Origin of the sequence: Mesorhizobium sp. WSM4935 (assembly GCF_029625735.1) — a bacterium.
GTDB lineage: Bacteria > Pseudomonadota > Alphaproteobacteria > Rhizobiales > Rhizobiaceae > Mesorhizobium.
The window spans coordinates 125873-149441 of the sequence record NZ_JARTVR010000016.1; the positions used below are offsets into that span (position 1 = coordinate 125873).

At 63.6% G+C, this 23569-nt stretch carries 20 protein-coding genes and 1 pseudogene; 15 read left to right on the plus strand and 6 right to left on the minus strand.

The annotated features are described in order from the left end of the window. Positions 1-6: 6 nt before the first annotated feature. Both P9273_RS27320 and P9273_RS27325 read left to right on the plus strand, forming a co-directional pair. Entirely contained in the window at positions 7-1170 is a 1164-nt protein-coding gene (locus P9273_RS27320) for a mandelate racemase/muconate lactonizing enzyme family protein (RefSeq protein ID WP_278051539.1), read from the plus strand. Between the two features lie 25 nt (positions 1171-1195). Next, the gene (locus P9273_RS27325; protein ID WP_278051540.1) at positions 1196-1930 is read left to right on the plus strand and encodes a ribonuclease activity regulator RraA; all 735 of its coding nucleotides are present in this window, start codon (positions 1196-1198) and stop codon (positions 1928-1930) included. Between the two features lie 187 nt (positions 1931-2117). On the opposite strand, the pseudogene P9273_RS27330 reads toward P9273_RS27325, so the two are convergent. The 5 genes and pseudogenes from P9273_RS27330 to nanR all read right to left on the minus strand — a co-directional run. Further along, positions 2118-2309: pseudogene (locus tag P9273_RS27330) on the minus strand (protease); the annotation flags it as partial. 171 nt (positions 2310-2480) lie between these two features. Continuing rightward, the gene (locus P9273_RS27335) at positions 2481-3329 is read right to left on the minus strand and encodes a sugar phosphate isomerase/epimerase family protein (protein ID WP_278051541.1); all 849 of its coding nucleotides are present in this window, start codon (positions 3327-3329) and stop codon (positions 2481-2483) included. Between the two features lie 12 nt (positions 3330-3341). After that, positions 3342-4187 carry a phosphogluconate dehydrogenase C-terminal domain-containing protein gene (locus P9273_RS27340; protein ID WP_278051542.1) on the minus strand — a complete coding sequence of 282 codons (846 nt, stop codon included), beginning with the start codon at positions 4185-4187 and terminating at the stop codon, positions 3342-3344. Between the two features lie 37 nt (positions 4188-4224). Then, positions 4225-5490, minus strand: coding sequence for a ribulose-bisphosphate carboxylase large subunit family protein (locus tag P9273_RS27345; RefSeq protein WP_278051543.1), 1266 nt, complete (start codon positions 5488-5490; stop codon positions 4225-4227). A gap of 111 nt (positions 5491-5601) precedes the next feature. Then, positions 5602-6315 carry a transcriptional regulator NanR gene (gene nanR, locus P9273_RS27350; protein ID WP_278051544.1) on the minus strand — a complete coding sequence of 238 codons (714 nt, stop codon included), beginning with the start codon at positions 6313-6315 and terminating at the stop codon, positions 5602-5604. A gap of 327 nt (positions 6316-6642) precedes the next feature. On the opposite strand from nanR, the gene P9273_RS27355 reads away from it, so the two are divergent. From P9273_RS27355 to apnL, 10 genes are all read left to right on the plus strand, one after another. Next, positions 6643-7665, plus strand: a complete 1023-nt coding sequence (locus tag P9273_RS27355; RefSeq protein WP_278051545.1) for an ABC transporter substrate-binding protein — start codon at positions 6643-6645, stop codon at positions 7663-7665. 75 nt (positions 7666-7740) lie between these two features. Next, positions 7741-10221, plus strand: a complete 2481-nt coding sequence (locus tag P9273_RS27360) for an ATP-binding cassette domain-containing protein (RefSeq protein ID WP_278051546.1) — start codon at positions 7741-7743, stop codon at positions 10219-10221. Continuing rightward, positions 10218-11258, plus strand: a complete 1041-nt coding sequence (locus P9273_RS27365; protein ID WP_278051547.1) for an ABC transporter permease — start codon at positions 10218-10220, stop codon at positions 11256-11258. Before P9273_RS27360 ends, P9273_RS27365 begins: the two co-directional genes overlap by 4 nt. A gap of 110 nt (positions 11259-11368) precedes the next feature. Further along, positions 11369-12196 carry a phosphogluconate dehydrogenase C-terminal domain-containing protein gene (locus P9273_RS27370; protein WP_278051548.1) on the plus strand — a complete coding sequence of 276 codons (828 nt, stop codon included), beginning with the start codon at positions 11369-11371 and terminating at the stop codon, positions 12194-12196. A 309-nt stretch (positions 12197-12505) separates the two neighbouring features. Continuing rightward, complete coding sequence (locus P9273_RS27375) at positions 12506-13447, plus strand: D-ribose ABC transporter substrate-binding protein (RefSeq protein WP_278051549.1); 942 nt, start codon at positions 12506-12508, stop codon at positions 13445-13447. A gap of 80 nt (positions 13448-13527) precedes the next feature. Further along, complete coding sequence (locus P9273_RS27380) at positions 13528-14175, plus strand: DUF2291 family protein (RefSeq protein ID WP_278051550.1); 648 nt, start codon at positions 13528-13530, stop codon at positions 14173-14175. Further along, positions 14172-15725, plus strand: coding sequence for a sugar ABC transporter ATP-binding protein (locus P9273_RS27385; RefSeq protein ID WP_278051551.1), 1554 nt, complete (start codon positions 14172-14174; stop codon positions 15723-15725). Before P9273_RS27380 ends, P9273_RS27385 begins: the two co-directional genes overlap by 4 nt. After that, on the plus strand, positions 15722-16786 hold the full coding sequence (locus P9273_RS27390) for an ABC transporter permease (RefSeq protein ID WP_278051552.1): 1065 nt from the start codon (positions 15722-15724) through the stop codon (positions 16784-16786). The genes P9273_RS27385 and P9273_RS27390 overlap by 4 nt, the downstream gene beginning before the upstream one ends. A 1-nt stretch (position 16787) precedes the next feature. After that, positions 16788-17822 (plus strand): Gfo/Idh/MocA family protein, encoded by a 1035-nt coding sequence (locus tag P9273_RS27395; protein WP_278051553.1) that lies wholly within the window; start codon positions 16788-16790, stop codon positions 17820-17822. After that, positions 17819-19723, plus strand: coding sequence for a D-apionate lactonase (gene apnL, locus P9273_RS27400; RefSeq protein ID WP_278051554.1), 1905 nt, complete (start codon positions 17819-17821; stop codon positions 19721-19723). Before P9273_RS27395 ends, apnL begins: the two co-directional genes overlap by 4 nt. Before the next feature lie 6 nt (positions 19724-19729). Here the strand turns inward: apnL and P9273_RS27405 are convergent, their stop codons facing one another. Further along, the gene (locus P9273_RS27405) at positions 19730-20443 is read right to left on the minus strand and encodes a transcriptional regulator NanR (RefSeq protein ID WP_278051555.1); all 714 of its coding nucleotides are present in this window, start codon (positions 20441-20443) and stop codon (positions 19730-19732) included. A gap of 181 nt (positions 20444-20624) precedes the next feature. Here P9273_RS27405 and oiaX point away from each other — a divergent pair, with 181 nt between their 5' ends. From oiaX to P9273_RS27420, 3 genes are all read left to right on the plus strand, one after another. Beyond that, a complete protein-coding gene (gene oiaX, locus P9273_RS27410; protein ID WP_278051556.1) occupies positions 20625-21875 on the plus strand; it encodes a 3-oxo-isoapionate-4-phosphate decarboxylase OiaX in 1251 nt (416 codons plus the stop codon). Between the two features lie 2 nt (positions 21876-21877). Then, positions 21878-23203 (plus strand): four-carbon acid sugar kinase family protein, encoded by a 1326-nt coding sequence (locus P9273_RS27415; RefSeq protein ID WP_278051557.1) that lies wholly within the window; start codon positions 21878-21880, stop codon positions 23201-23203. 55 nt (positions 23204-23258) lie between these two features. Continuing rightward, positions 23259-23569: triose-phosphate isomerase (locus tag P9273_RS27420; protein WP_278051558.1), on the plus strand; the 311-nt coding region annotated here is incomplete at its 3' end.

Genomic DNA, 23569 nt, shown 5'->3' on the forward strand with positions numbered 1-23569 from the left:
GCCCGAATGACGACGAAGCTCAAGATCACCGCGATAAAGCCCTATCCGGTGTGGGTGGGAACGCGCAACCAGATGCTCGTCAAGGTCGAGACCGACCAGGGCATCTTCGGCTGGGGCGAGAGCGGCTTGAGCGGTCGCGAGAAGGCCGTGGCCGGCGCGCTCGAGCATTATCGCGAGTTTCTCGTCGGCCGCGACCCGATGCAGATCGGCCGGACCTGGCAGGAAACCTATCGCAGCCAGTATTTCGAAGGCGGGCGTGTTCTACAGGCGGCGATTTCCGCCATCGACATCGCCCTTCACGACATCAAAGGCAAGGCGCTGGGCGTGCCGGTCTATGAGTTGCTCGGCGGCAAGCAGCGCGACCGCATCCCGACCTTCGCCTCGACCGGAGACGAGGCCGAAGGCGATGCCGCCATCGAACGCGCCCGCGAACTGCGCGCACAAGGTTGGCAGGCGATCCGCTTCTTCCCCGCCGGGCAAAGCAGCAAGGACATTTTCGAGCCGCGCGAGTCGATCGGCGCCACCGCTGCCATGCTGAACAAGGCGCGCGAGGCGCTGGGCGACAACGTGGTGCTCGGCGTCGACTACCATCATCGGCTGTCGGTCGCCGAGGCGGCGAGCTTCTGCGGCAAGCTCGGTCGCGGCGTGCTTGATTTCCTCGAGGAGCCGATACGGGACGAGACGCCGGAGGCTTACGAATCCCTGCGCAGGATGACCGATATCCCATTTGCCATCGGCGAGGAATTCGCCAGCAAGTGGCAGTTCCTGCCCTACATCGAACGCGGCATCCACCAGTTCAACCGGCTCGATGTCTGCAATGTCGGGGGGCTCACCGAGGCGATGAAGGTCGCCGGCTGGAGTGAGGCGCATTATGTGGATCTGATGCCGCACAATCCCCTCGGCCCGGTGTGCACGGCCGCGACCATCCATCTCGGTGCGGCGGTGCCCAACTTCGCCTGGCTCGAGACCAGGGTGCCGGAAAGGAAGCTGGGCTTCGACAATTCCGAATTCTTCCCCGTGCAACCACGGCTGGACGGCACCGATTACCCGGTCGGCGACCAGCCGGGGCTGGGCATCGAGGTCAACGAGGCGGCGATCAAGGCGCAGAGTTTCCGTTTCTGGGAAGCGCCTCACCTCAAGCGCCGCGACGGTTCCGTCACCAACTGGTAGTTCAATTCCAACCGGAGTCCCGATAATGACGCATACTCCTGACATCACGCGACCGCCTAAGGAGCTGATCGACGCGCTGAAGGAGATCGGCGCCGCCACGGTAGCTGGCACGCTCGGCCACATGGGCTTTCGCAAGCCGCACATGGTCGGTCCGGTGGCGCAGAACCATGGCAAATCGATCGTCGGGCCGGCGCTGACGCTGCAGTTCCTGCCGCAGCGGCCTGACCTGTTCGACGAGGGAGAATATACCGATCCGGAAACGCAACTGCACCGGCACGTGCTCTATAACGCGCAGGAGGGCGACGTGGTCGTAGTCGACGCGCGCGGCGACATGAGCTCGGGCGTCTTCGGCGATATGATGTCGACTTATTTCAAGGGCCGGGGCGGCGCGGGCATCGTTATCGATGGATGCATGCGCGACCGGCCCAATGTCGAGAAGCTCGATCTGCCGCTATGGCTCCGCGGCTGGACGCCAAACTATCATGTGCAGACCAGCATCTATCCCAATGCCGTCAACGTCCCGATTGCCTGCGGCGGCGTCACGGTGATCCCCGGCGACATCATCGTCGCAGATGACGACGGGGCGGTGGTGGTTCCCGTCTCGATGGCCCCCATGGTGATCGACGAGGCACAGAAGCACCACGACTGGGAAGAGTTTTCCCGAGAGAAGCTCATGCAGGGCGCACCCCTGCAGCGCTATTATCCGCTGCACGACGATGCTCGTGGAGAGTACGAGGAGTGGCGCAACGCAAGGCGCTAGCGGCAATTCCAGGAAAAGTGCGCAGCGGTTTTCTGTCCGGAATTGCGCAAAAAAATAGAGTTAGAGCGGTTCAGCGTTTCTATCAAACTCTGAACCGCTCTCGCGGCCTGACGAAAGTTGCGACCTGATTTGTACTCGGAGCGGTATAAACGCTCGGCCGCTCCAAGTACCTTCTGCGTACCAAAACTTAGCCGTGCCGGATTTCCGTGCCGAGCACTTTCAGGCATTCGCGGATGAAGGCCGCAAGCGCGGTCCAGCCTTTGGCCGAAACCATCGTGCCGTCGACATAGGCCTCAGTCGGGGACAGGTCGATATAGGTGCCGCCGGCGAGCGTCACTTCCGGCTCGCAGGCAACCAAAGCCCCGACCTTCTCGCCGCGGGCCTACCGTTCTACCGAAACCATTGCAGAGGACTGGTATGACCAACGAGCAGAACCACATGCCTTGTCGGGGACGACGATGTCTAGCGGACCGGCTGCTTCCGGTCTCGCAAATGCCGCGGCAGCGATTCGGGGCGGCTGGACAGACATCGTCTGAACAAGCGCCAGCGTTCACACCGCGCTGTTTCCGGCGGCCTCCAGCGAGTTCACGAAATGCAATGAGCGCCGCAGTGCGGCGCGAACGGTCGGGATATCGACAGGGGTATTTCGCCGTTGCGGGTCGAAGCGCTGAGGGCGCTCCAATCGCAAGGGCATTTCGATGCTGACCGGAAGCGCCGACGGCAGGGCGGGCCAATACTTTTGGTAATCGACGGCCCCCTCGCCGAGGGCACAGAACGCCCAACCTGCGTCACCGCTGGCAACATCCTTTAAATGCGCGTGACCAACCGCGTCGATAACCGCCGCGATATCTTCCGCCGGCTGAGTTACCTCCTGGCTGTAAGTGAAAACATTTCCGGCGTCATGGTTCAGGCAGACGTGCCGCGATCCGATTTCGCGTATGAAGCTTGCCCCAGATCGAGCACTGCCCAACAGATCGTCCTTACCATGTCCCGGGTTCTCGAGCGCCAGAGCGACATCGGCCTGCTCCAGTCTCGGCAGAACTGCATCGATCGTCCTTCGGATGTCCGCCCGATTCCTCATCGGGCCGGCATTGGTAATCAGGAAGGATGCGCCAAGACTGGCCGCAAAGGCGGCACGCCGGGATAACGCATCCACCGCGTCTCGCCCAGATAGGTCGAGATGAGCCGATACGGCTTTGATCCCAAGCCCGGCAGTTTCTGCTGTTACCCGCAGCTTCGAAGCGTTCGCGCTGGCGAACATGCCCTCATCGAAATCGACATAGCCACGAATGAAGGCTGGCTCAACATGCATGGCCCCGGCCTGGGCGATTTCTTCGATGGCCAGTTCCATGGAATAGCCATCGAAGAGCGCGGTCGATACCGATACGATCCTTGGCATCGCAGGCTGCGCTCAAGCTCCCTTGCCGTAGACGATCAGCTCGGAGGCTTCCTTCACCTTGGCCGGAGAAAGAGCCTCACGCCAATCGTCGCGGACCACTACGCCCTTGGCGAAGCGCATCAGGCGCAGCGCCGCATCCGACGGCACTTTCGGGGAGAAGCCGAACCACATGGCGATCTCGACATTCAGGTGGCCGATCAGAAAATCGAGAGCAGCCTTTCTGGGGATGCCATACTTGCGTTCGCATTCCTCGACAGCCTCGACCATCGTGTCGACAAACGGCATGGCAACCATTTCGGACAGGCCCGGCTCGAGAATCGCCAACTGTTCGACCGTGACGCGGTGGCTGTCGATGATTGGCGACCACATCGCCTTGCACACTTCTTCACCCAGCGCGTAGTGCTCTTCCGGGCCTTGCATCAGGGCGCAGACGATCGACTGCCTGGCTATGCCGCCGTGATAGTCGCGGCGGGCCGCCCACTCCGCCTCGTCATTGAAGAGCGGGGGATGGCAGGGATGGCCGACGAAATAGGTCAGATCCGGCCGATCCTTCGGCAGATCGCCGGCGTAAGGAGCCGCCGCATCGAGAATGAGAAGCATGGTGCCCTTCGCGAGCATCGGCGAGATCTGCTGCGCCACCTGACCGATGACATTGTCCGGCAAAGCCATCACCACGACCCTGGCTCCGGGAACGCCCTCTTCCACGGCGACGGCGCTGATGCCGGCCTCCGCCAGTCGCTTACGGCCCGGCTCGCCGATTTCCACGGCGCGGACGTCGTAGCTCGCTCCGACCAGCTTGCGGGTCACTCGGAAGCCCATCTTCCCCCCTGCTCCAAGCACAGCTACGGATGTTGTCATTGGTTTCCTCCCATGATGGTGCGCCGACGGCGCGAATTCAGCCGAACGCTTGCAGCGCGGCCTCGAGTTCAGGATGCGTGGCCGCATAATCACGCGCAGGAATGCCTGCGGCCGCGGCGTCAAAAGCATCATGCAGGCTTCGCACACCTGCGGCCGGCCCGCCTGGATGCGCCATGATGCCGCCGCCGCAGCAATAGATGAAATCGTTCGAGCCGAGCCTGCCAAAGGTGTCGCCCGCCTGAACCGCGCTCTGTCCGGACGAAAACACCGGCATGACCGTGTCGGGACGGTCCGCTCGCCCGAACATCGGGGTCAGGCAAGCCTGGGCCGAGGCCATCACCGACTCGTCCTGCTCGCAGAATTTATTGGACAGCCCGTTGACGTGCATGTGGTCGATCCCCGCCAGCCGCCAGAATTTCTGATAGGCGAGATAGCTCATGCCAATGTCGGGAGAGCGGCTGAAGAGGCCCCAGCCCGCGCGATGACCGTGAAGGGGAACGGCGGAATGCCGCCGCACATCGATGACGCCGGACAGACCGACGGAATTCAAGACGAGCATCGCGCAAGTCCCGCCGCGCCGGTCGATCAGGTCCAACTGACGCCGCATGGCGTCGAGATCTCCCGAGATGTTGGCCGCATACATAACCTTGCGGCCGGTTCTGTCCGCATGCCTATCTATCACCGCCATGACCGCTTCAAAGCGGCGCTCGAACGGCGAGTGCGGAGGATCCCCCATCAGTTCGTCGTCCTTGATGAAGTCGAGGCCCGCGGCAATCAGCGTGTCGGCAAGGGCCGCCGTTTCCTCCGGTGTGAGACCAACGCTCGGCTTGATAATCGTGCCGATCAACGGGCGCCCTTCCACACCTGTCAGACGACGCGTTCCCTCGATGGCGAAAGCCGGCCCCGGGTAGGCATCGGCGAAGAGATCGGGAAAGGTGACGTCCAGCAGCCGTATGGCCGAGAAATGGTGCAACTCGAACAAGTTGCCGAGAACCGTCGACCAGACCGAGGCAAGCACGGTCCCCGTATTCTCGATATTCCAGGAAAGCCCGACCCTTGCCCGGCGCGGTTTGGTGGCTTTCGCAGCTTTCGGGGAACGCGAAAACGGCAGTGCCTCATTTTCGACCTCCACGACATCGTCGATGAATTCGACGCGTGCCCCAAATCTCTCCAGCAGCTCCGGCGTCTCTCCGGGAAGGGCGCGGAAGGTCCCGCTGGATTGTTCGCCCGCCATAGCGGCTGCCGCAACCTCCAGGGGATAGCGGGTTTCAATCAGATAGGTCGCGAAGATTCGACCGGTCAATCGGGACGGCCCCTGCTGGGATGGCACTGACGCAGGCAGCGTTAGCAGCAAAAAGACGTCATGTCATCATATGACTTGTCGAGCGCAAAAATTTTTTGCCGAGCTAGATTTTCACCCAGTGCCATCGACGGCCAGTTTCGAATAGAGTTCGTTGGCCCGACCAATATGCTCGGCCATGGCAACGCTCGCGCCTTCCGGATCGCCGCTGGCGATCGCTTTATAGATTCGTTCGTGTTCCTCGATCGTTAGGCGCTCGGCACCTTTTACCGCCACAAGGTCCCGCTTGAACCGAGACAACCATTCGAGCATTCCCTTCGCCACCGCCGCGATCATGGAGTTGCCACTCATTTCCGCAATGACCGCGTGGAACTCCATGTCGGCAGCTACAAATCGGGGCTGATCGCCCTTTGCATCCCGCAACGTGCGTAGCGTCTCGGCGAGTCGTTCCAGGTTTTTGGCCGTGGCCCGGCGTGTAGCAATCCGGACAAGGCCTGTTTCCAGCAAGAGTCTGACCTCCTTGAGCTCTTCCAGACCACGAGAGTTAGTCGCCAACATCATGATCATCGCCGCGGAGACCTGGTCGACGATCACCTCGGGCGTCGGATTGATCACGCGCGCGCGTTCTCCGTGGGAGATCTTGATAAGTCCCATCTGCTGGAGCGTCAGCATCGCCTCCCGGATCGAAGGGCGCCCCACGCCGATCATCGTCATCAATTCTTTTTCCGACGGCAATTGAGAGCCGGGCGGAAACTCGGACGTCGAGATCGCCGCCATCAGGCGGTCAAGCACCTCCACATACAACTTCTTCTTCTGGACCGGCTCCATGCGCCCTCCGCGATCATTCTTCGCATATCGGCCCTGAGTCGCTGCTGGAAACAAGGCCAAGTCCTTCAATTGACATTACATATATGATGACCTAACGTCGGTCTATGGGCGCGCCGGTGGCGAATGACTGAGGACGTGCGCCGGAGCAGTTGGCAGCGCAGGCCAAGCTTCGCTCCGTCGACGCAAAGCGGGGGAGTTTCCGGGACCGGCTTGCGCAGCGGAGGTATGCTGGTATAACATGTGGATGGTATGGTGTCTTTGGGAGGACGCCACAAGGAAGTACAAGCAGGCCAACCGTGTTGGCGGTACAATTTGGGAGGAAGTATCATGAAGTTTGCAATAGTGGCGGCGCTTGCCAGCGCCGCGCTCACCAGCGTTGCGGCGCTGCCGGCGATGGCGTCCCCGGATAAGCCGGTCATCGCGTTGGCCAACGCCTATTACGGCAACACCTGGCGGCATCAAATGGTGGAAGCCTTCGAGGCTTCGGCCAAGGAAGCGAAAGCCGCCGGCCAGATCGCCGACTACATCATCATGAACGGCGATGGTTCGGTCGCACAGCAGAACAGCCAGATCGCGGAACTGATCCTGAAGAAGGTCGATGTGCTGGCCGTCGATGCCGCGTCCGAGACCGCCGTGAACGGCGTCATCGAGAAGGCCTGCAAGGCCGGCATCATCGTGATCTCCTTCGATTCCGTCGCTTCGGCGCCGTGCAACTACCAGCTCAATTTCGACTTCAAGGGCTACAAGGCGGCCCAGGCCGAAGCCGTCTTCAAGATGCTCGGCGGCAAGGGAAACGTCATTCAAGTGCGCGGCGTGAAGGGTTCGGCGCCCGACAACGACATGTTCAACGCACAGCAGTCGGTGCTGACCAAGTATCCTGACATCAAGGTGGTGGCCACCGTCTATGGCCAGGCAACGGCCTCCGTGGCGCAGGCGGCAATCGCCAATGTCCTGCCTTCCCTGCCGCATGTCGATGCCGTGCTCGGCCAGGGCGGCAGCGACGACGTCGGCATCGCCCAGGCCTTCGTCCAGTATGGCGGCGATTACAAGAACAAGATGCCGATCATTGAAGGCGGCGGCGGCACCGATTTCGTCAAATGGTGGGCCGAGGAAAATGCGAAGAACGGCTATCAGACCGTGTCGATGAACACCACGCCGGGCATTGGCGGCGCCGCCTTCTGGCTCGGCTACTCGTTGCTTAAGGGGGGCAAGGCACCCAAGCTGATGATCATGCCGGTGGCGACTGTCGACGCCAGCAACCTCAAGGAATACGCCAAGCTGCCGGGCGGCCAGATCATCAGCCCGAGCTATTCGCTGGACTGGGTCAAGCAGCACCTGCTCAGCAAGTAAGGCTGTCAGCTGACTTCGATCGGGCGCTAGCGAAGGCTACGCCCGATCGAGCCGTTGAAGAAAAACGGAGGACGAATGTCCCACCTTGCCATTGCCGATCAGGATGGCGCGGCATCACCCACGCATGCGGTTCCTGCCCGGCCAAATGTCGTTTCGCTCACCGGGATCACCAAGAGCTTTGGACCGACGCTCGCCAATGCAGGAATTGACCTTACCGTCTGCGCGGGCGATGTGATCGGGCTGGTCGGCGGCAATGGCGCCGGAAAATCGACGCTGATGCGCATCCTGTGCGGCGCGATGTGGCCGACGCTCGGCTCGATCTCCTTTGCCGGCGAGGAGGTGGCCTTCACCGGATACAACACCGGCGAAGCGCAGCGGCGCGGCATCCGCATGGTGCACCAGGAGCTGTCGCTCTGCGCCAACCTGTCCGTTGCTGAGAACTTTTTCCTGGAAACGCCAGGCGACTCGGCGAGCCGGCCTGGCTGGCGCGCGCTCTACCGCACCCGCGCCCGCGTGGCGCTCGATGCTGTTTTTCCCGGCAACGGCATCGATGCCGACGCCGAGGTCGGACACCTCACCATCGCCGAACGACAGATGGTGGAGATCGCACGCGCAGCGGCGATACCCGGTGTCAAGCTCATCGTGCTCGATGAGCCGACGTCGTCGCTCGACCTCGATCGCTCGAAGCAGCTGAGGGCCTTTGTTCGTGAAAGAGCGAGAGCCGGTCTCGCCTTTATTTTCATCAGCCACAAGCTGCAGGAGATCATCGACATCGCCACCGAGGTGGTGGTGCTGCGAAACGGCCGAACCGCATGGCAAGGCCATGCCGCCGACGCCTCGATCGGCAAGCTTGTACAACTGATGGGCGGCGATGCCAATCCGGTCCACCAGCACACTGTGTCCGCCGCATCCTCAAACGATGTGCTGGTTCGGCTCTCCGGGCCGCTGACGGCCGGGCTCGGCCGCGATATCGAGATCGTGCGCGGCGAGATCGTCGGGCTGGCCGGTCTCGAAGGCAGCGGCCAGAAGGAGTTGCTGCACGCCATCTTCAACCCGGACCGCAAGCAGCACGCAGTGGTCAGGCATGCGCAAGCCGGCTTCATCGCCGGCGACCGGCAGAAGGAAGGCGTGTTCCCGCTCTGGAGCGTGCTCGGCAACATCGGCATCGGGGCGGTTGCCCGCCGCCCGGCGCTGGGCGTCGTTTCCGACCGTGCCAGCCACGATATCGCCAAGGACGCAGCCGCCCGCCTGCGGCTCGACGACAATCGCTTCCAGTCCAACATCACGGAGCTCAGTGGCGGCAACCAGCAGAAGGCGCTGGTCGCACGCGCGCTGGTCGCGGACACGCCGATCATCCTGCTCGACGATCCGACGCGCGGCGTCGACATCGCCACCAAGCAGGATTTCTACCGGTTGTGCAACGAGGTGGCGCGCGGCGGCCGCGCGCTGGTCTGGCACACGACGGAGGACGCCGAACTGCTGGCCTGCGACCGGGTGCTGGTTTTTTCAGGGGGCCGGATCGTCAGCGAGTTGGCTGGCGACGCGATCACGGAATCGGCGATCGTCGGCGCCTCCTTCGCGCAGCCGGAAGACAAGGCCGCCGGCACCGGACACAAACGGACCGCCATCGCTGGATTTGGGCGACGCCTGGTCAACGCGGCGCCTTTCATCGGGCTTGCCGCCGTGCTCGCCATCATGATCGCGATCAATCCGGCGGTCGCTTCGACGTTCGGGCTCGACCTTCTGCTGATGCCGGCGCTGTCGCTGGTGCTGGTGACGGCAGCGCAGATGTTCATCGTCGGCGGCTCAGAGATTGACCTCGGCGTCGGCGCCTTCGCCGGGCTGGTCAGCGTGATCAGCGCCACGCTGCTCTACGACCAGCCATGGCTCGGCGCGCTGGCGCTGGTGGCCGCGCTCGCCGCCTATGCGGGGCTTGGCGGCGTCATCCAGGCGCGCAAGATCCCGGCCATCGTCGTCACGCTGGGCGCGTCCTTCATCTGGGTTGGGATAGGCTATGCGCTGCAGCCGACCCCCGGCGGCGCCAGTCCGGATTGGCTGTCCGCCCTTTTCGGCTGGTCGTTGGGCTTCGTGCCGACCTCGGTCATCCTGATCGCGGCCGTGGCACTAATCGTGCTCGTCATCGACCGGCTGCCGCTCGGCGTGGTGCTGCGCGGCTTCGGCAACAATCCCGCGGCGATGATCCGCTCGGGATGGTCGCCGACGCGTTACGCGCTGGTGCGCTATCTCATCGCTGGATTGTTCGCCGCCGCTGCCGGGCTGTCGCTGACGGCCATCAACACGGCAAGCGACATCAATTCCGGCAATTCCTACACCTTGCTCAGCGTTGCCGCCGTGGTGATGGGCGGTTGCTCGCTTCTCGGCGGCATCATCTCGCCGATCGGCGCCGTCGCCGGCGCCGTGACGCTGTCGCTGATCGGCGCGCTGCTCGGCACGCTCAGCGTCAGCAGCGATTACAACGCTGCCTCGCAAGGGTTGATCCTGATCGCGCTGCTCACGCTGCGCAGCCTGACCGCAGATCACAGGAGCGAGCAATGAACGCACTCGCCGGCTTCAGTATCTGGGCGCAGCGGAACCGCTGGATCTGGGCGGCGATCGGCGTGCTGCTTTTGTGGCTGGTGCTTTCCGTCGTCACCAACCGCTTCAGCCTGTCCAGCCTGTCCGGCGTCATTTTGTCGGCATCCTTCCTGACGGTCGTCGGCATCGGCCAGATGTTTGTGGTAACCACCGGGCGCGGCAACATCGACCTGTCGGTCGCCTCGGTGATCACGCTCAGTGCCTTCGTCGCGCTGCTCACCGTCAAGGGTCAGGACGCCAACCTGGCCATCGGCGTGGTCGCCGCCATCCTGCTTGGCCTTGCCGTCGGCGCGCTCAATTCGCTGCTCGTCGTCGGACTTGGCATCCCGGCGATCATCGCGACATTGGCGACCGGCTATGTGCTGGCGACGGCAACGCTGTTGTCGAACAAGGCGTTACCAGGCTTCGCCGTCAGCCCGGCGCTGAAGGAACTGGCGACGGGGCGCATTTCCGGCGTGCCGATCATGGCCATCATAGCCGTCATCGGTGTGACGGCGTCGTCCCTTGTGCTGCGCCGCACCGTGTTCGGGCAGTTGCTGTCGGCAGTCGGCCAGAACCGCGCCGCGGCACGGCTCGCCGGCATCCGCAACGGTCCGGTTATCGCATCGGCCTTCATCATTTCTTCGGTGCTGGCGTCGCTCGACGGGCTGCTGCTCGGCGCCTATATCGGCGGCGCATTCCTCGAAATGGGCCAGCCTTATCTCCTGCAGTCGATCGCCGCCGTGGTGCTTGGCGGAACGCTGATCTTCGGCGGCTCGGCGACGGCTTTGGGCACTCTCTTCGCTAGCATCCTGCTCATTCTCATCGTCACCACCATGCAGATCGTCGGCCTGCCTCCGGGCGCGCAGGACATCGTGCAGGGCATCGTCGTCATCTTCGTGCTGGCGCTTGCCGGCCGTCAGGCCTTGGCGAGGCGTGCATCCGCCGACCTTGCGGACGCCGGCAAGAACCCGACAGAGAGAACGGACGTCCAGGCGGTGCAAGCCCGGCCGAAATGATGGACCGACAACAAACGATTTCTCTTGCCAAGCCTTGGTAGGGTGATCATACCAGTATATAAGATGACGATTGGCATGGTTCCGTCGTCTGAACATCAGGAGCAGGTTAGATGACAACGATCGCGCTATTCGGTGCCGGCGGCAAAATGGGCTACCGCCTGTCGACCAATTTCCGCGGTTCGCCCTACACGATCCGCCATGTCGAGATCAGCGAAGCCGGCAAGGAGCGGCTCAAGACAGGCCTTGGCATCGATACGATCGGCGTCGATGAGGCGCTCAAGGGCGCCGAGGTGGTGATCCTGGCGGTTCCCGACACACATATCGGCAAGGTCGCGGCCGGCATCGAGAGCAAACTCGCGCCGGGGACGATGGTGATCGTGCTCGATGCCGCGGCGCCCTTTGCCGGCCATCTGCCGAAGCGTCCGGACCTGACCTACTTCGTCACGCATCCCTGCCATCCGCCGATCTTCAACGACGAAACCGATATGGCGGCCAAGAAGGACTTCTTCGGCGGCGTAAAGGCCAAGCAGCATTTCGTCAGCGCCTTGATGCAGGGGCCGGAAGAGGACTACGCCAAGGGCGAAAAGATCGCCCAGATCATCTGGGCGCCAGTGATGCGCTCGCACCGCGTCACCGTCGAGCAGATGGCGCTGCTCGAACCGGGCCTCTCCGAGACGGTCTGCGCCTCGCTGCTCGTCGTTATGAAGGAAGCGCTCGACGAGGTCGTGGCGCGCGGCGTCGACCGGCAGGCGGCGCTCGATTTCCTGCTCGGCCATATGAACGTGCTCGGCGCCGTCATCTTCGGTGAGACCAAGGGCGTGTTCTCGGACGCCTGCAACAAGGCGATCGAGTTCGGCAAGCCGGCGCTGATGCGCGACGACTGGAAGCGTGTCTTCGAGCCGGAGGAGATCGCCGCCAGCATCCAGCGCATTACTTGATCGCAGCCCCGCTTCTACCCATCCAACGGCGGAAGGCATGGTGACGAGCAGCTCAGCGGATAGATGTCACCTGAATTTGTGGTTGACTCATTATACCAGTTGGCTTTAGCTGTCTCCGGCTCGGATCGATGACGCTTCGCTGAAATCGAGGCCGGGACGCGGGAGGTTGACGGCGGGGACGGCAGCAGGGTTCGGGGAAGCCGGCAAAGGGCTTTCGGTCCCGGGCAGCACGCGGCAAGCGCTGCCTGGCGAATTCAGATGCAGACCTTTGTCTCGATCGAGGCAGAGCTTTTCAATGGGAGGACTTCAATGAAACTCACTCGCAGAATGACGCTGGCGGCTTTCGCCGGCATGCTGGCCATCGGCACGGCGATGCCCGCCTATGCGGCGGACCTGATCGCCATCATCACCCCTTCGCACGACAATCCGTTCTTCAAGGCGGAGGCCGTCGGCGCCGAAGCCAAAGCCAAGGAGCTTGGCTACGACGCTCTGGTGCTGGTCCATGACGACGACGCCAACAAGCAGTCACAGCTGATCGATACGGCGATCGGCCGCGGCGCCAAGGCGATCATCCTCGACAACGCCGGTGCCGACGCGACCGTCGCCGCCGTTCAGAAGGCTAAGGACGCCGGCGTGCCCTCCTTCCTGATCGATCGCGAGATCAACGCGACGGGCGTCGCCGTGGCGCAGATCGTCTCCAACAACTACCAGGGCGCGCAGCTCGGCGCGCAGGAATTCGTCAAGCTGATGGGCGAGAAGGGCAACTATGTCGAACTGGTCGGCAAGGAGTCCGACACCAATGCCGGCATCCGCTCCAAGGGCTATCACGACGTGATCGACGATTATCCGGACCTGAAGATGGTCGCGCAGCAGTCTGCCAACTGGAGCCAGACGGAGGCCTATTCCAAGATGGAGTCGATCCTGCAGGCCAATCCCAACATCAAGGGTGTGATCTCCGGCAACGACACGATGGCCATGGGCGCCTATGCGGCGCTCGCCGCCGCCGGCCGCAAGGACGTAATCGTCGTCGGTTTCGACGGCTCGAATGACGTGCGCGACTCCATCACCTCCGGTGGCATCAAGGCGACCGTGCTGCAGCCGGCTTTTGCCCAGGCCCAGATGGCCGTCGAACAGGCCAACGACTACATCAAGAACAAGAAGTCGCCGGAGAAGGAAAAGCAGCTCATGGACTGCGTCCTGATCAATGGCGACAATGCTGCCAAGCTGGAGACCTTCGCGCTCAAGAACTGAGCCGGCGCGATGCAAGCTGCGAGGGGCGAACGCTCGTTCGTCCCTCGCCTCCATTTCACTTTCGGGTATCCTTGATTGCCATGACCAAGCAGAGTTGGCTGATCCTTGCGCTCACCGCCGCCGTCGGCCTCAGCGCCTGCAAGATCCTGCCGACACCGTCCGCGCAAGGTGGCGATAGCGCCGGCAGCTCCGCCTTCAATCCCGACAAGATGGTCGAAGATATCTGGGCCTCGAAGGTCATTCCCTATCTGCAGCAGAAGGCAGGCCCGTTCGCCGAGGTCCATGCGCTGGCAAAGACCGACTCCGCCGCTGCCGGCGCGAAATACGGCAATCCGAAGAAACAGGCGAACTCGCCATGGACCTTCGCCGTGCGCGTCGAAGGCAAGATCGTTGCCGCCAACACGCAGTCGCGCGCGGCAAGCATTGATATCGACGTCGATGGCGACAGCAAGGCGGATGCGCGGGTGCAGATCGGGCCGGCGATGCGCGGAACGGCGCTGCGCGACAGTCTGGACTTCGTGCAGTTCAACGATTTCACGAACCAGATCGATTTCGCGCAGTTCGGCAAGGCCTTCAACGCCTATGCCGACAAGACCGTGCTGTCCAAGCTGCCGCGTGACGGGCTAGAGGGCCGGACAGTGAAGGTGCTCGGCGCCTACACGATCGAAGGCGGCCAGGACCTGCCGCTGGTGACCCCGGCGGAGGCCGAGATCGGGCCGAAGCCATGAGAGCCTCGCCCGGTCACGACGTCATCCTCAAGCTGGAGGATATCTCGAAAGTCTATGCCGGCACCGTCGCGGTCAAGCACGCGAACTTCGAGGTGCGCAAGGGCGCAGTCAACGTGCTGGTCGGCGAGAACGGCGCCGGCAAGTCGACGCTGATGAAGATCATCGCCGGCGTCGAGCAGCCGACCGCCGGCCGCATCCTGCTCGACGGCAACGAGGTCTCCTTCTCGTCTTCGGGCGACGCCGTGAGCCACGGCATCGGCATGGTGTTCCAGGAACTGAACCTGTTCGGCAATCTCTCGGTCGCTGAGAACATCTTCGCCACGCGAGAGCTCACCAACCGCTTCTACAAGATTGACCACAAGGAACAGCAGCGACGCGCCGCTGAATTCCTCGAACAGCTCGAAGCCGGCATCCGGCCTGACATGCTCGTCGAGGACCTGCGCATCGGCCAGCAGCAGCTTGTCGAAATCGCCAAGGCGGTTTCGCTCGACGCGCGCATCCTGATCATGGACGAGCCGACCTCGGCGCTGAGCGCGGCCGAGGTCGAGATCCTATTCAAGGTCGTTGCCGATCTCAAAGCGCGCGGCGTGGCCATCGTCTACATCTCGCACCGGCTGGAAGAGCTGATCCGCATCGGCGACTACATCACCGTATTGCGCGATGGCCGCATCACCGGCCAGGAAGAGATGCGCAACGTCGACACGCAGTGGATCGTACGGCAGATGATCGGCTCGGACGCCAAGGATTTCGCCAAGGCCGACAGCCATCGGCCCGGCGATGAGGTCTTCCGCGCCGAAGAGATCTGCCTGCCGCGCGTCACGGGCGGCCTTGCCGTCGATCACGTCTCCCTCTCCTTGCGCGCCGGCGAGATTCTCGGCATCTATGGCCTGATGGGCGCTGGGCGCAGCGAGCTGTTCGACTGCATCATGGGCCGCCACGGCCAGGCGAGCGGCAGGATCTTCATCGACGGGAAGCAGGTCAGGGAGCGCGACACGACCCGGCGCATCCAGCGCGGCCTGGCGCTGATCCCGGAAGACCGCCAGCGCGAGGGCCTGGTGTCGATCCTCTCCGTCGCCAGCAATCTGACGCTGGCGAGCCTGTCGCGCTTCGTAAGCCTGTTCCACATCCGTGGCCGCGCCGAAAAGCAGGCCGTAGCGCAGATGGTGCGCGAGCTGGCGATCAAGGTTGCCGATCCAGCGCAGGAGGTATCGTCGCTGTCCGGCGGCAACCAGCAGAAGGTGGTGATCGGCAAGGCGCTGCTCACCAGTCCGAAGGTGCTTCTGATGGACGAGCCCAGCCGCGGCATCGACGTCGGCGCCAAGGCCGATGTGTTCCGTACCATGCGCAAGCTTTCGCGCGATGGGCTCGGCATCCTCTTCGCCACCTCCGACCTCGATGAGGTGATGGCGCTGTCGGACCGCATCGCGGTGATGAGCAATGGAAAACTGACGGGCATGTTCGATCGCGCCGAGGCGACGGAGGCGGCGATCGTCGCCGCATCGGCGCTTGGCCATGGACCCCAGCCCGAACACGGAGAACAACGCCAATGACTGACGTTTCGGCCAAGGCGCCCGCCCCCTTCGCATCCAGCGGCTCCGTTCTCCTGACGCTGATGAAGCTGCGGACGTTCATCGCGCTGCTCGCTGTGCTGGTGTTCTTCTCGATCGCGGCGCCAAATTTTCTCTCGGCCGCCAATCTGATCCTGATGGCGAAGCACGTCGCGCTCAACGCCTTCCTTGCCATGGGCATGACCTTCGTCATCATAACCGGCGGCATCGATCTTTCAGTCGGCTCGATCGTCGGCCTGTGCGGCATGGTCGCCGGCTACCTCGTGCTCAATGGCATAGACCTGCAGATCGGCTACACGGTCTATTTCAACGTCGTCGAGATCGCGCTCATCACGCTTTTGGTTGGCGTCGTGATCGGGGCCGTTAACGGACTGCTGATAACCAGGCTGAATGTCGCGCCCTTCATCGCCACGCTCGGCACGCTCTATGTCGCGCGCGGCCTGGCGCTTTTGTCGTCGGACGGCCGCACCTTCCCCAACCTGGTCGGCAAACCGGAGCTCGGCACCACCGGCTTCGGCTATCTCGGCGCCGGCAAATTGCTCGGCCTGCCGGTCTCGATCTGGATCCTGGTCGTGGTGGCGCTAGGAGCCGCCTATCTCGCCCGCTTCACGCCGCTCGGCCGCCACATCTTCGCTGTGGGTGGCAATGAGCGCGCGGCGCGAATCTCGGGCGTGCGGGTCAACATGGTCAAGATGTTCGTCTACATGTTCTCCGGCTTCTGCGCGGCAATCGTTGGTCTTATCATTTCGTCTGAGCTGATGGCATCGCACCCGGCGACGGGCGAGAGCTTCGAGCTCAACGCCATCGCGGCGGCGGTGCTCGGCGGCACCTCGATGTCGGGCGGGCGCGGCACGATCGGCGGCACCATTGTAGGCGCCTTCGTCATCGGCATTCTCTCCGACGGGCTGGTGATGATGGGGGTGAGCTCGTTCTGGCAGATGGTGATCAAGGGCCTCGTCATCATCGTCGCGGTGGTCGTCGACCAGGCGCAGCGCCGGCTGCAGAGCCGCGTGGCGCTGATGCAGATGGCGAAGGTGGGCTGATATGACGGAATTGCGTGGAGCGCTGATTGGCTGCGGCTTCTTCGCTGTCAACCAAATGCATGGCTGGCGCGACATCGACGGCGCCTCGATCGTCGCCATTTGCGACCGCGATCCGGAGCGGCTCAGGATCGTCGGCGACCAATTCGGTATAGCGCGGCGCTATAGCGATGCGGCTGAAATGTTTGCCGGCGAGACGCTCGAGTTCGTCGATATCGCCACCACCGTCGGGAGCCATCGGCCGCTGGTCGAGATGGCTGCTGTCAACCATGTCCCCGTGATCTGCCAAAAACCCTTCGCGCCGACGCTTGCCGACGCCAAGGCGATGGTGAAGGCCTGCGCCGACGCCGGCGTGCCGCTGATGGTTCACGAGAATTTCCGCTGGCAGTCGCCGATCCAGGCGGTGCGCGCCGTGCTCGACAGCGGCGAGATCGGCACGCCCTTCTTCGGCCGCATCTCGTTTCGTTCGGCCTATGACGTATTTTCCGGCCAGCCTTACCTGGCGACGAGCAAGCGCTTCATCATCGAAGATCTCGGCATCCACATCCTCGATATCGCCCGCTTTCTGCTGGGCGACGTGTCGAGCCTGACCGCGCGCACCACGCGCATCAACCCCGCCATCGCCGGCGAGGACGTGGCAACGATGCTGATGGACCATGAGGGCGGCGCAACGTCGGTGGTCGATTGCAGCTATGCGACGAAGCTTGCGACCGAGCCGTTTCCCGAAACGCTGATCGAAATCGACGGCAGCGAGGGCACGATCAGGTTGGCGCAAGGCTACCAGCTCACAGTCACCGGCAAGGGCGGAACCAAGATCAGCGATGTGTCGCCACCGCTGCTCCCCTGGGCGTCGCGCCCGTGGCACAACATCCAGGAAAGCGTCGTGGCGATCCAGAAGCACTGGGTGGACTGCCTGACGAGGGCCAAGGAGCCGGCGACGTCCGGCGCCGACAATCTCAAGACATTCGCCCTGGTCGAAGCCGCCTATGCCGGTGCCGCCAGCAGGCAGCCGGTGCGGATCGAAGGCCTGCTCAAATGACCGCCGATCCGTTCCTCCTCTATGGCACGCGCGCGCTCGAAGCCGAGCCGGTCCGGCTTATAGCCGGGCCACTCAGCGCCGATTTCGTCAACGGCAATCTGCGCACCATCCGCCATGGCAACATCGTGGTGCTGCGCGCCGTCGCCTATATCGTGCGCGACCGCGACTGGGGCACCTATGAGCCGGCGCTGACGGATCTTGTCATAGAGCAGAGCGATGACAGTTTCTCGGTGCGCTACTCGGCAAACTGCGAGGGGCCGGGCGGGAGCCGACTCGGCTTCACCGCCACGATCGAGGGCCATGCCGCCGGCCGCCTCGTCTTCGATGTGAGCGCGCTGCCTGAAAGCGATTTCGAGACCAATCGCTGCGGCTTTTGCATCTTGCATCCGATCGCCGGTCTCGCCGGCAGTCGGGTCAAGGTCGAGCACACTGATGGCCGGGTGGTGGATACGGAACTGCCGCTGCTGATCGAACCCTGGCAGCCCTTCAAGGACATGCGCGCCATCACCCATCAGGTCGCTCCCGGCGTCAGCGCCGAGTGCCGGATGGAGGGCGACGTTTTCGAGATGGAAGACCAGCGCAACTGGTCGGACGCTTCCTACAAGACCTATGTTCGGCCGCTGGAACTGCCGTGGCCCTATGTGCTTCCGGCTGGCCAGCCGGTGCGACAGACCATCAGCCTGCGCATCACCGGCAGCGCCGAGGCAGCTGTGGCGGTGACCGGCGCCGAGCCTGTCCGCATCGAGCTAGGCGAGGCCGGAGCGAAGCTGCCCGATATCGGCGTGGTGATTTATCCGGAAGATGTCGAGACGGCTTTGGCCAAACTGCCGCTGCTGTCCACGCTTGGCGCGCAGCAGCTTCTCTTCCACCACGATCCGACCCGCGGCCACGGCCTGGATACCTTGCGGGCCCATGCCAGCCTCGCCGCCGCATACAAGGCTGCTACGACGCTTGAATGCGTGGTCGCCTGCTCCGGCGATCTCGACACTGAACTCTCCGGCGTCGCCGACATGGTGCGCCGAGCCGGCCTGCGGCTCGACGCCATCGCGGTTTCGCCGTCGGTCGACCGGCAGTCGACGCCGCCCGGCAGCGTGTGGCCGGTCTGCCCACCGCTCGAGGACGTCTACGCGGCCGCGCGCCGCGCCTTCCCCGACATTCGCCTTGGCGGCGGCATGTTCAGCTATTTCACCGAGCTCAACCGCAAGCGCGTTCCGGCCGGCGCGCTCGACTTCATCACCCATTGCACCTGTCCAATCGTGCACGCGGCGGACGATCTCAGCGTCATGCAATCCCTGGAGGCGCTGCCTTTCATCATCCGCTCGACGCGGGCGATCTACGGCGCAAAGCCTTATCGCATCGGACCCTCGACGATCGCCATGCGGCAGAACCCCTATGGCGGCGCGACCAAGAACAACCCAGACCACCAGCGCATCGCGATGGCCAACCGCGATCCCCGCCATGCCGGCCTGTTCGCCGCCGCCTGGACGATCGGCTATGCCGCGCGCGTGGCGCCGGCCGGGCTTGAGATGCTGACGCTCTCCGGCTTCACGGGACCGTTCGGCCTACTGGCGGCAGCCAGCGAACCAGCCGAGGAAGGAACGCCGCGGCCGATCTTCCACGCGGTGCAAGGCCTCGCCGCCCTGGCCGGGCATACGCATTTATCCGTACGGATCAGCGACGATCGCGTGGCCGTGCTGGCGGGCCGCTCGTCGGCTGGCGCCGTCACAGCCTGTCTGTCAAACCTCACGGCGCACGACGTGCCCGTCGACGTCTCGAAGCTGGTTGGCGAGGCAGTACGTTCGGTTGCGATCTGGGACGGCGCGGGTGTGCGCGAGCCTGGTCCTGGCGCGACTTCGGGGCGCCTGACTATGCCGGCCTACGGCATGGCCAGGATCGGCTGAGCGAAGTTATTTCTCGGAGTTCATCACGTAGAGGGCGCGCGAGCGTTCGAGGTGCTTGATCATCGCCTTCTCGGCGCCTTCGGCGTCCTTCTTTTCGATACGGCCGATGATCTCTTCGTGTTCGGTCAGCGTGAACTTTTCCTTGCCGGTCCAGATCAGCATTTCCGTGTGGTATTCCTTCAGCCAGCCGAGCATCGCCTCGCTGACCGCGACATAGATCGGATTGCCCGAGATCGCCGCGATCTGGGTATGGAACCGCATGTCGGCGGAGATGAACGCCTCGGCATCGCCACGCGCGGCACGCTGCTCGGCGAGTGTTTCCCTGAGCCGTTGCACGTCCTCGGGGGTGGCCCTCTCCGCCGCTTCTCTGACCATGCCGCGTTCGAAGAAGATGCGCGCGCTCTTCAAATGCTCCAGCGTGTCCTTCGAAGACGAAAGGATGATCTTGGCGGCGCCGTCGACCTGCTTGATGATCGATTTGGCGGTGAGCTGTAGCACCTTGGCGCGCTCGCCATGCGAGATTGCGACCAGGCCCATATTGCTCAGCGCCTGCATCGCCTCGCGGATCGCCGGCCGGCCGACCTCGAAGCGCTCCATCAGCTCGCGCTCGGACGGCATGTCATCGCCCGGCTGCAACTCGCCGCTGGTGATGAGGCGCTTCAGCCTGACAAAGACTTCATCGGAAAGCTTGCGCCGGACGATCGGCTCCGAACGGTTCATTGCCGCGAATCACTCCTTTGACCCAGTCCCAATCTAGCACTGCGGCCGCAATTCCCGGAATGGCCGTCGTCTTTGGCGTGGTGCCCAGCACAGCGGATATTGCTTGCAATGCTCATGTACTCATTATACCAGATTTCGCGTGCAGGGAATTCACTTTCTGCCTTTCGACTGAGCAGCTGCGATGATCACTCTCACTTACCGGATCGAAACCTCGGGAAGCATTGAGGCGCTGGCGGCAAAGATGGCCAGTGATCAGTCGACTGGCACGTTCGTTGCGCTTCCCGGCGAGACCGAGGAGCTGAAGGCGCGTGTCGCGGCGCGTGTGCTGGCCATTCGATACCTGCCCGATGCCGAGCAGCCTTCCATTCCCGTCACCGGCGGCGGTCCCTTCAGACGCGCCGATGTCGACATCGCCTTTCCTGTCGATGCGATCGGCACCGACCTTGCGGCGCTGATGACGATTGCCATCGGCGGCACCTACTCGATCAGGGGCTTGTCCGGCATCCGGGTGGTCGACATGAAGCTGCCGGAACAATACCGAGGCGCCCATCCCGGCCCGCAATTCGGTGTCGCGGGCAGCCGCAGGCTGACCGGCGTCGAGGGCCGCCCGATCATCGGCACCATCGTCAAGCCGGCGCTCGGCCTCAGGCCTCAGGAGACGGCCGCGATGGTGGGCGAACTGATCGAGGCCGGCGTCGACTTCATCAAGGATGACGAGAAGCTGATGAGCCCGGCCTATTCTCCGCTGGCGGAGCGGGTGAAGGCCATCATGCCGCTGATCCTCGACCACGAGCAGAAGACAGGCAAGAAGGTGATGTATGCCTTCGGCATCTCGCATGCCGATCCGGACGAAATGATGCGCAACCACGACATGGTGCTCAATGCCGGCGGCAATTGCGCCGTGGTCAACATCAATTCCATCGGTTTCGGCGGCATGGCTTATCTCAGGAAGCGCTCGGGCCTGGTGCTACACGCGCACCGCAACGGCTGGGACATCCTAACCCGCCATCCCGGCCTCGGCATGGATTTCAAGGTCTGGCAGCAATTCTGGCGGTTGCTCGGCGTCGACCAGTTCCAGATCAATGGCATTGCGTCCAAATACTGGGAGCCGGACGACTCTTTCATCCGCTCTTTCGAAGCGGTGACGACGCCGATGTTTTCGCCAGAGGACTGTGCGCTGCCCGTGGCCTGCTCCGGTCAGTGGGGCGGACAAGCGCCGGAGACCTATCGGCGCACAGGGCGCACGATCGACCTGCTTTACCTGTGCGGCGGCGGCATCGTCAGCCATCCAGACGGGCCGGGCGCCGGCGTGCGCGCCGTGCTCCAGGCCTGGCAAGCGGCGGTCGAGGGTGTTCCGCTCGAAGACTTCGCCAAAACCCACGTCGAGCTGGCGCGCTCGATCGAGAAATTCGCCGACGGCAAGGCGGCCTAGGCATGCAGAACCTGCTTCTCAGCTATTATGGCGACGACCTCACCGGCTCGACTGACGTCATGGAAGCGCTCGAACTCGGCGGCGTGCCGACCGTGCTTTTCATGCGCAAGCCGGATGCCGGCCTGCTTGCGCGTTTCGCGCATTGCCGCGCCGTCGGTCTTGCCGGCACCAGCCGCAGCGAGTCCCCGCAATGGATGGACGCCCATCTGGAGGACGCATTTACCTGGCTGAAGACGCTGCATGCCGATATCTGCCACTACAAGGTTTGCTCGACCTTCGATTCCAGCCCGACGATCGGCAGCATCGGCCGGGCGATCGAAATCGGCCGCGCGGTGTTCGCGCAGGACTGCGTGCCGCTGGTGGTCGGCGCCCCGCAGCTCAAGCGCTACACCGCGTTCGGCCATCTCTTCGCGGCCTATCGGGACAAATACTACCGCATCGACCGCCACCCGGTGATGAGCCGCCATCCGGCGACGCCGATGGCCGAATCCGATCTTCTGGTGCATCTGTCGCGCCAGACGAACCTTCCGTCTGAATTGCTCGACCTGGCGACGCTGCGCTCGGGCGGTCGGGCTGCCGCCTTCGATAGGCTGGCCGCCGATTCCGCGATCCTACTTATCGATGTCGACAGCCCCGAAAGCCAGGCGCTGGCCGGCAAAGAGATTTGGCGCGCCCGCAAGCCGGGCGGATATTTTGTCGTCGGTTCCTCCGGCATCGAATATGCGCTGCTGTCTGAATGGCAGGAGAATGCAGGGGCAAGCACGGGCTTCCCGCTCCCTGGAGCGGCCGACCGCATCGCGGTCGTGTCGGGCAGTTGCTCGCCGACGACCGAACGGCAGATCCGCCATGCGATGAGCGACGGCTTCGACGGCATCGAGGTCGACCCGGTTGAGCTTGTCTCGGAGCGTTCCGACACGGCGATCGCGCGCGCGGCGGCAGCCGGCAAGGCCGGTCTCGCGGCCGGACGCAGCGTCATCCTCTACACGGCGCTTGGCCCGACTGCCGATCGCGGCGCCGAGATCGACCGGCAGGAAGGCGCACGCCACAAACTCGGTCGCGGGCTCGGCGAACTGCTTCGAGCCTTGACCGTCGAGCACCAGTTGAAGCGAGTGATTATTGCCGGCGGCGACACCTCCAGCCACGCGCTCGGCCAGATGGGCGTCGACGCGCTGACCGTGCGCATGCCTCTGCCCGCGTCGCCTGGCTCGCCGCTCTGCGTCGCCCATTCCAGCATCGCGGCGATCGACGGGTTGGAAGTCGCGCTGAAGGGCGGGCAGGTCGGAACCGACCGCTATTTCTCGGCCATCCGTGATGGTCTCGGCGATTGACAGCACCATGCCGCTCTCGCCCGCATTTGGCTCGCTGCCGCCAGGGAACTGATCAATGACACACAAGTCCCAAATCTGGATTGGCACGAGTTGGAAAATGAACAAGACGCTTGCCGAGGCGCGTGCCTTCGCCGGCGGGCTGCTTGCCGACCCGGAAGGCGACCCGCGTGTCCAGCGCTTCGTCATTCCTGCCTTCACGGCGGCGCGTGAGGTTAAGGCGATGTTAAAGGAGACGTCCGTCAAGGTCGGGGCCCAGAACATGCATTGGGCCGACGAAGGCGCATGGACCGGCGAGATTTCGCCGGTGATGTTGAAGGACTGCAATCTGGATATCGTCGAGCTCGGCCATTCCGAGCGGCGCGAGCA

Coding starts and splice junctions, on each gene's coding strand:
- P9273_RS27320 (WP_278051539.1), top strand. CDS start 7: ATGACGACGAAGCTCAAGATCACCGCGATAAAGCCCTATCCGGTGTGG.
- P9273_RS27325 (WP_278051540.1), top strand. CDS start 1,196: ATGACGCATACTCCTGACATCACGCGACCGCCTAAGGAGCTGATCGAC.
- P9273_RS27335 (WP_278051541.1), bottom strand. CDS start 3,329: ATGCCAAGGATCGTATCGGTATCGACCGCGCTCTTCGATGGCTATTCC.
- P9273_RS27340 (WP_278051542.1), bottom strand. CDS start 4,187: ATGACAACATCCGTAGCTGTGCTTGGAGCAGGGGGGAAGATGGGCTTC.
- nanR (WP_278051544.1), bottom strand. CDS start 6,315: ATGGAGCCGGTCCAGAAGAAGAAGTTGTATGTGGAGGTGCTTGACCGC.
- P9273_RS27355 (WP_278051545.1), top strand. CDS start 6,643: ATGAAGTTTGCAATAGTGGCGGCGCTTGCCAGCGCCGCGCTCACCAGC.
- P9273_RS27360 (WP_278051546.1), top strand. CDS start 7,741: ATGTCCCACCTTGCCATTGCCGATCAGGATGGCGCGGCATCACCCACG.
- P9273_RS27365 (WP_278051547.1), top strand. CDS start 10,218: ATGAACGCACTCGCCGGCTTCAGTATCTGGGCGCAGCGGAACCGCTGG.
- P9273_RS27370 (WP_278051548.1), top strand. CDS start 11,369: ATGACAACGATCGCGCTATTCGGTGCCGGCGGCAAAATGGGCTACCGC.
- P9273_RS27375 (WP_278051549.1), top strand. CDS start 12,506: ATGAAACTCACTCGCAGAATGACGCTGGCGGCTTTCGCCGGCATGCTG.
- P9273_RS27380 (WP_278051550.1), top strand. CDS start 13,528: ATGACCAAGCAGAGTTGGCTGATCCTTGCGCTCACCGCCGCCGTCGGC.
- P9273_RS27385 (WP_278051551.1), top strand. CDS start 14,172: ATGAGAGCCTCGCCCGGTCACGACGTCATCCTCAAGCTGGAGGATATC.
- P9273_RS27390 (WP_278051552.1), top strand. CDS start 15,722: ATGACTGACGTTTCGGCCAAGGCGCCCGCCCCCTTCGCATCCAGCGGC.
- P9273_RS27395 (WP_278051553.1), top strand. CDS start 16,788: ATGACGGAATTGCGTGGAGCGCTGATTGGCTGCGGCTTCTTCGCTGTC.
- apnL (WP_278051554.1), top strand. CDS start 17,819: ATGACCGCCGATCCGTTCCTCCTCTATGGCACGCGCGCGCTCGAAGCC.
- P9273_RS27405 (WP_278051555.1), bottom strand. CDS start 20,443: ATGAACCGTTCGGAGCCGATCGTCCGGCGCAAGCTTTCCGATGAAGTC.
- oiaX (WP_278051556.1), top strand. CDS start 20,625: ATGATCACTCTCACTTACCGGATCGAAACCTCGGGAAGCATTGAGGCG.
- P9273_RS27415 (WP_278051557.1), top strand. CDS start 21,878: ATGCAGAACCTGCTTCTCAGCTATTATGGCGACGACCTCACCGGCTCG.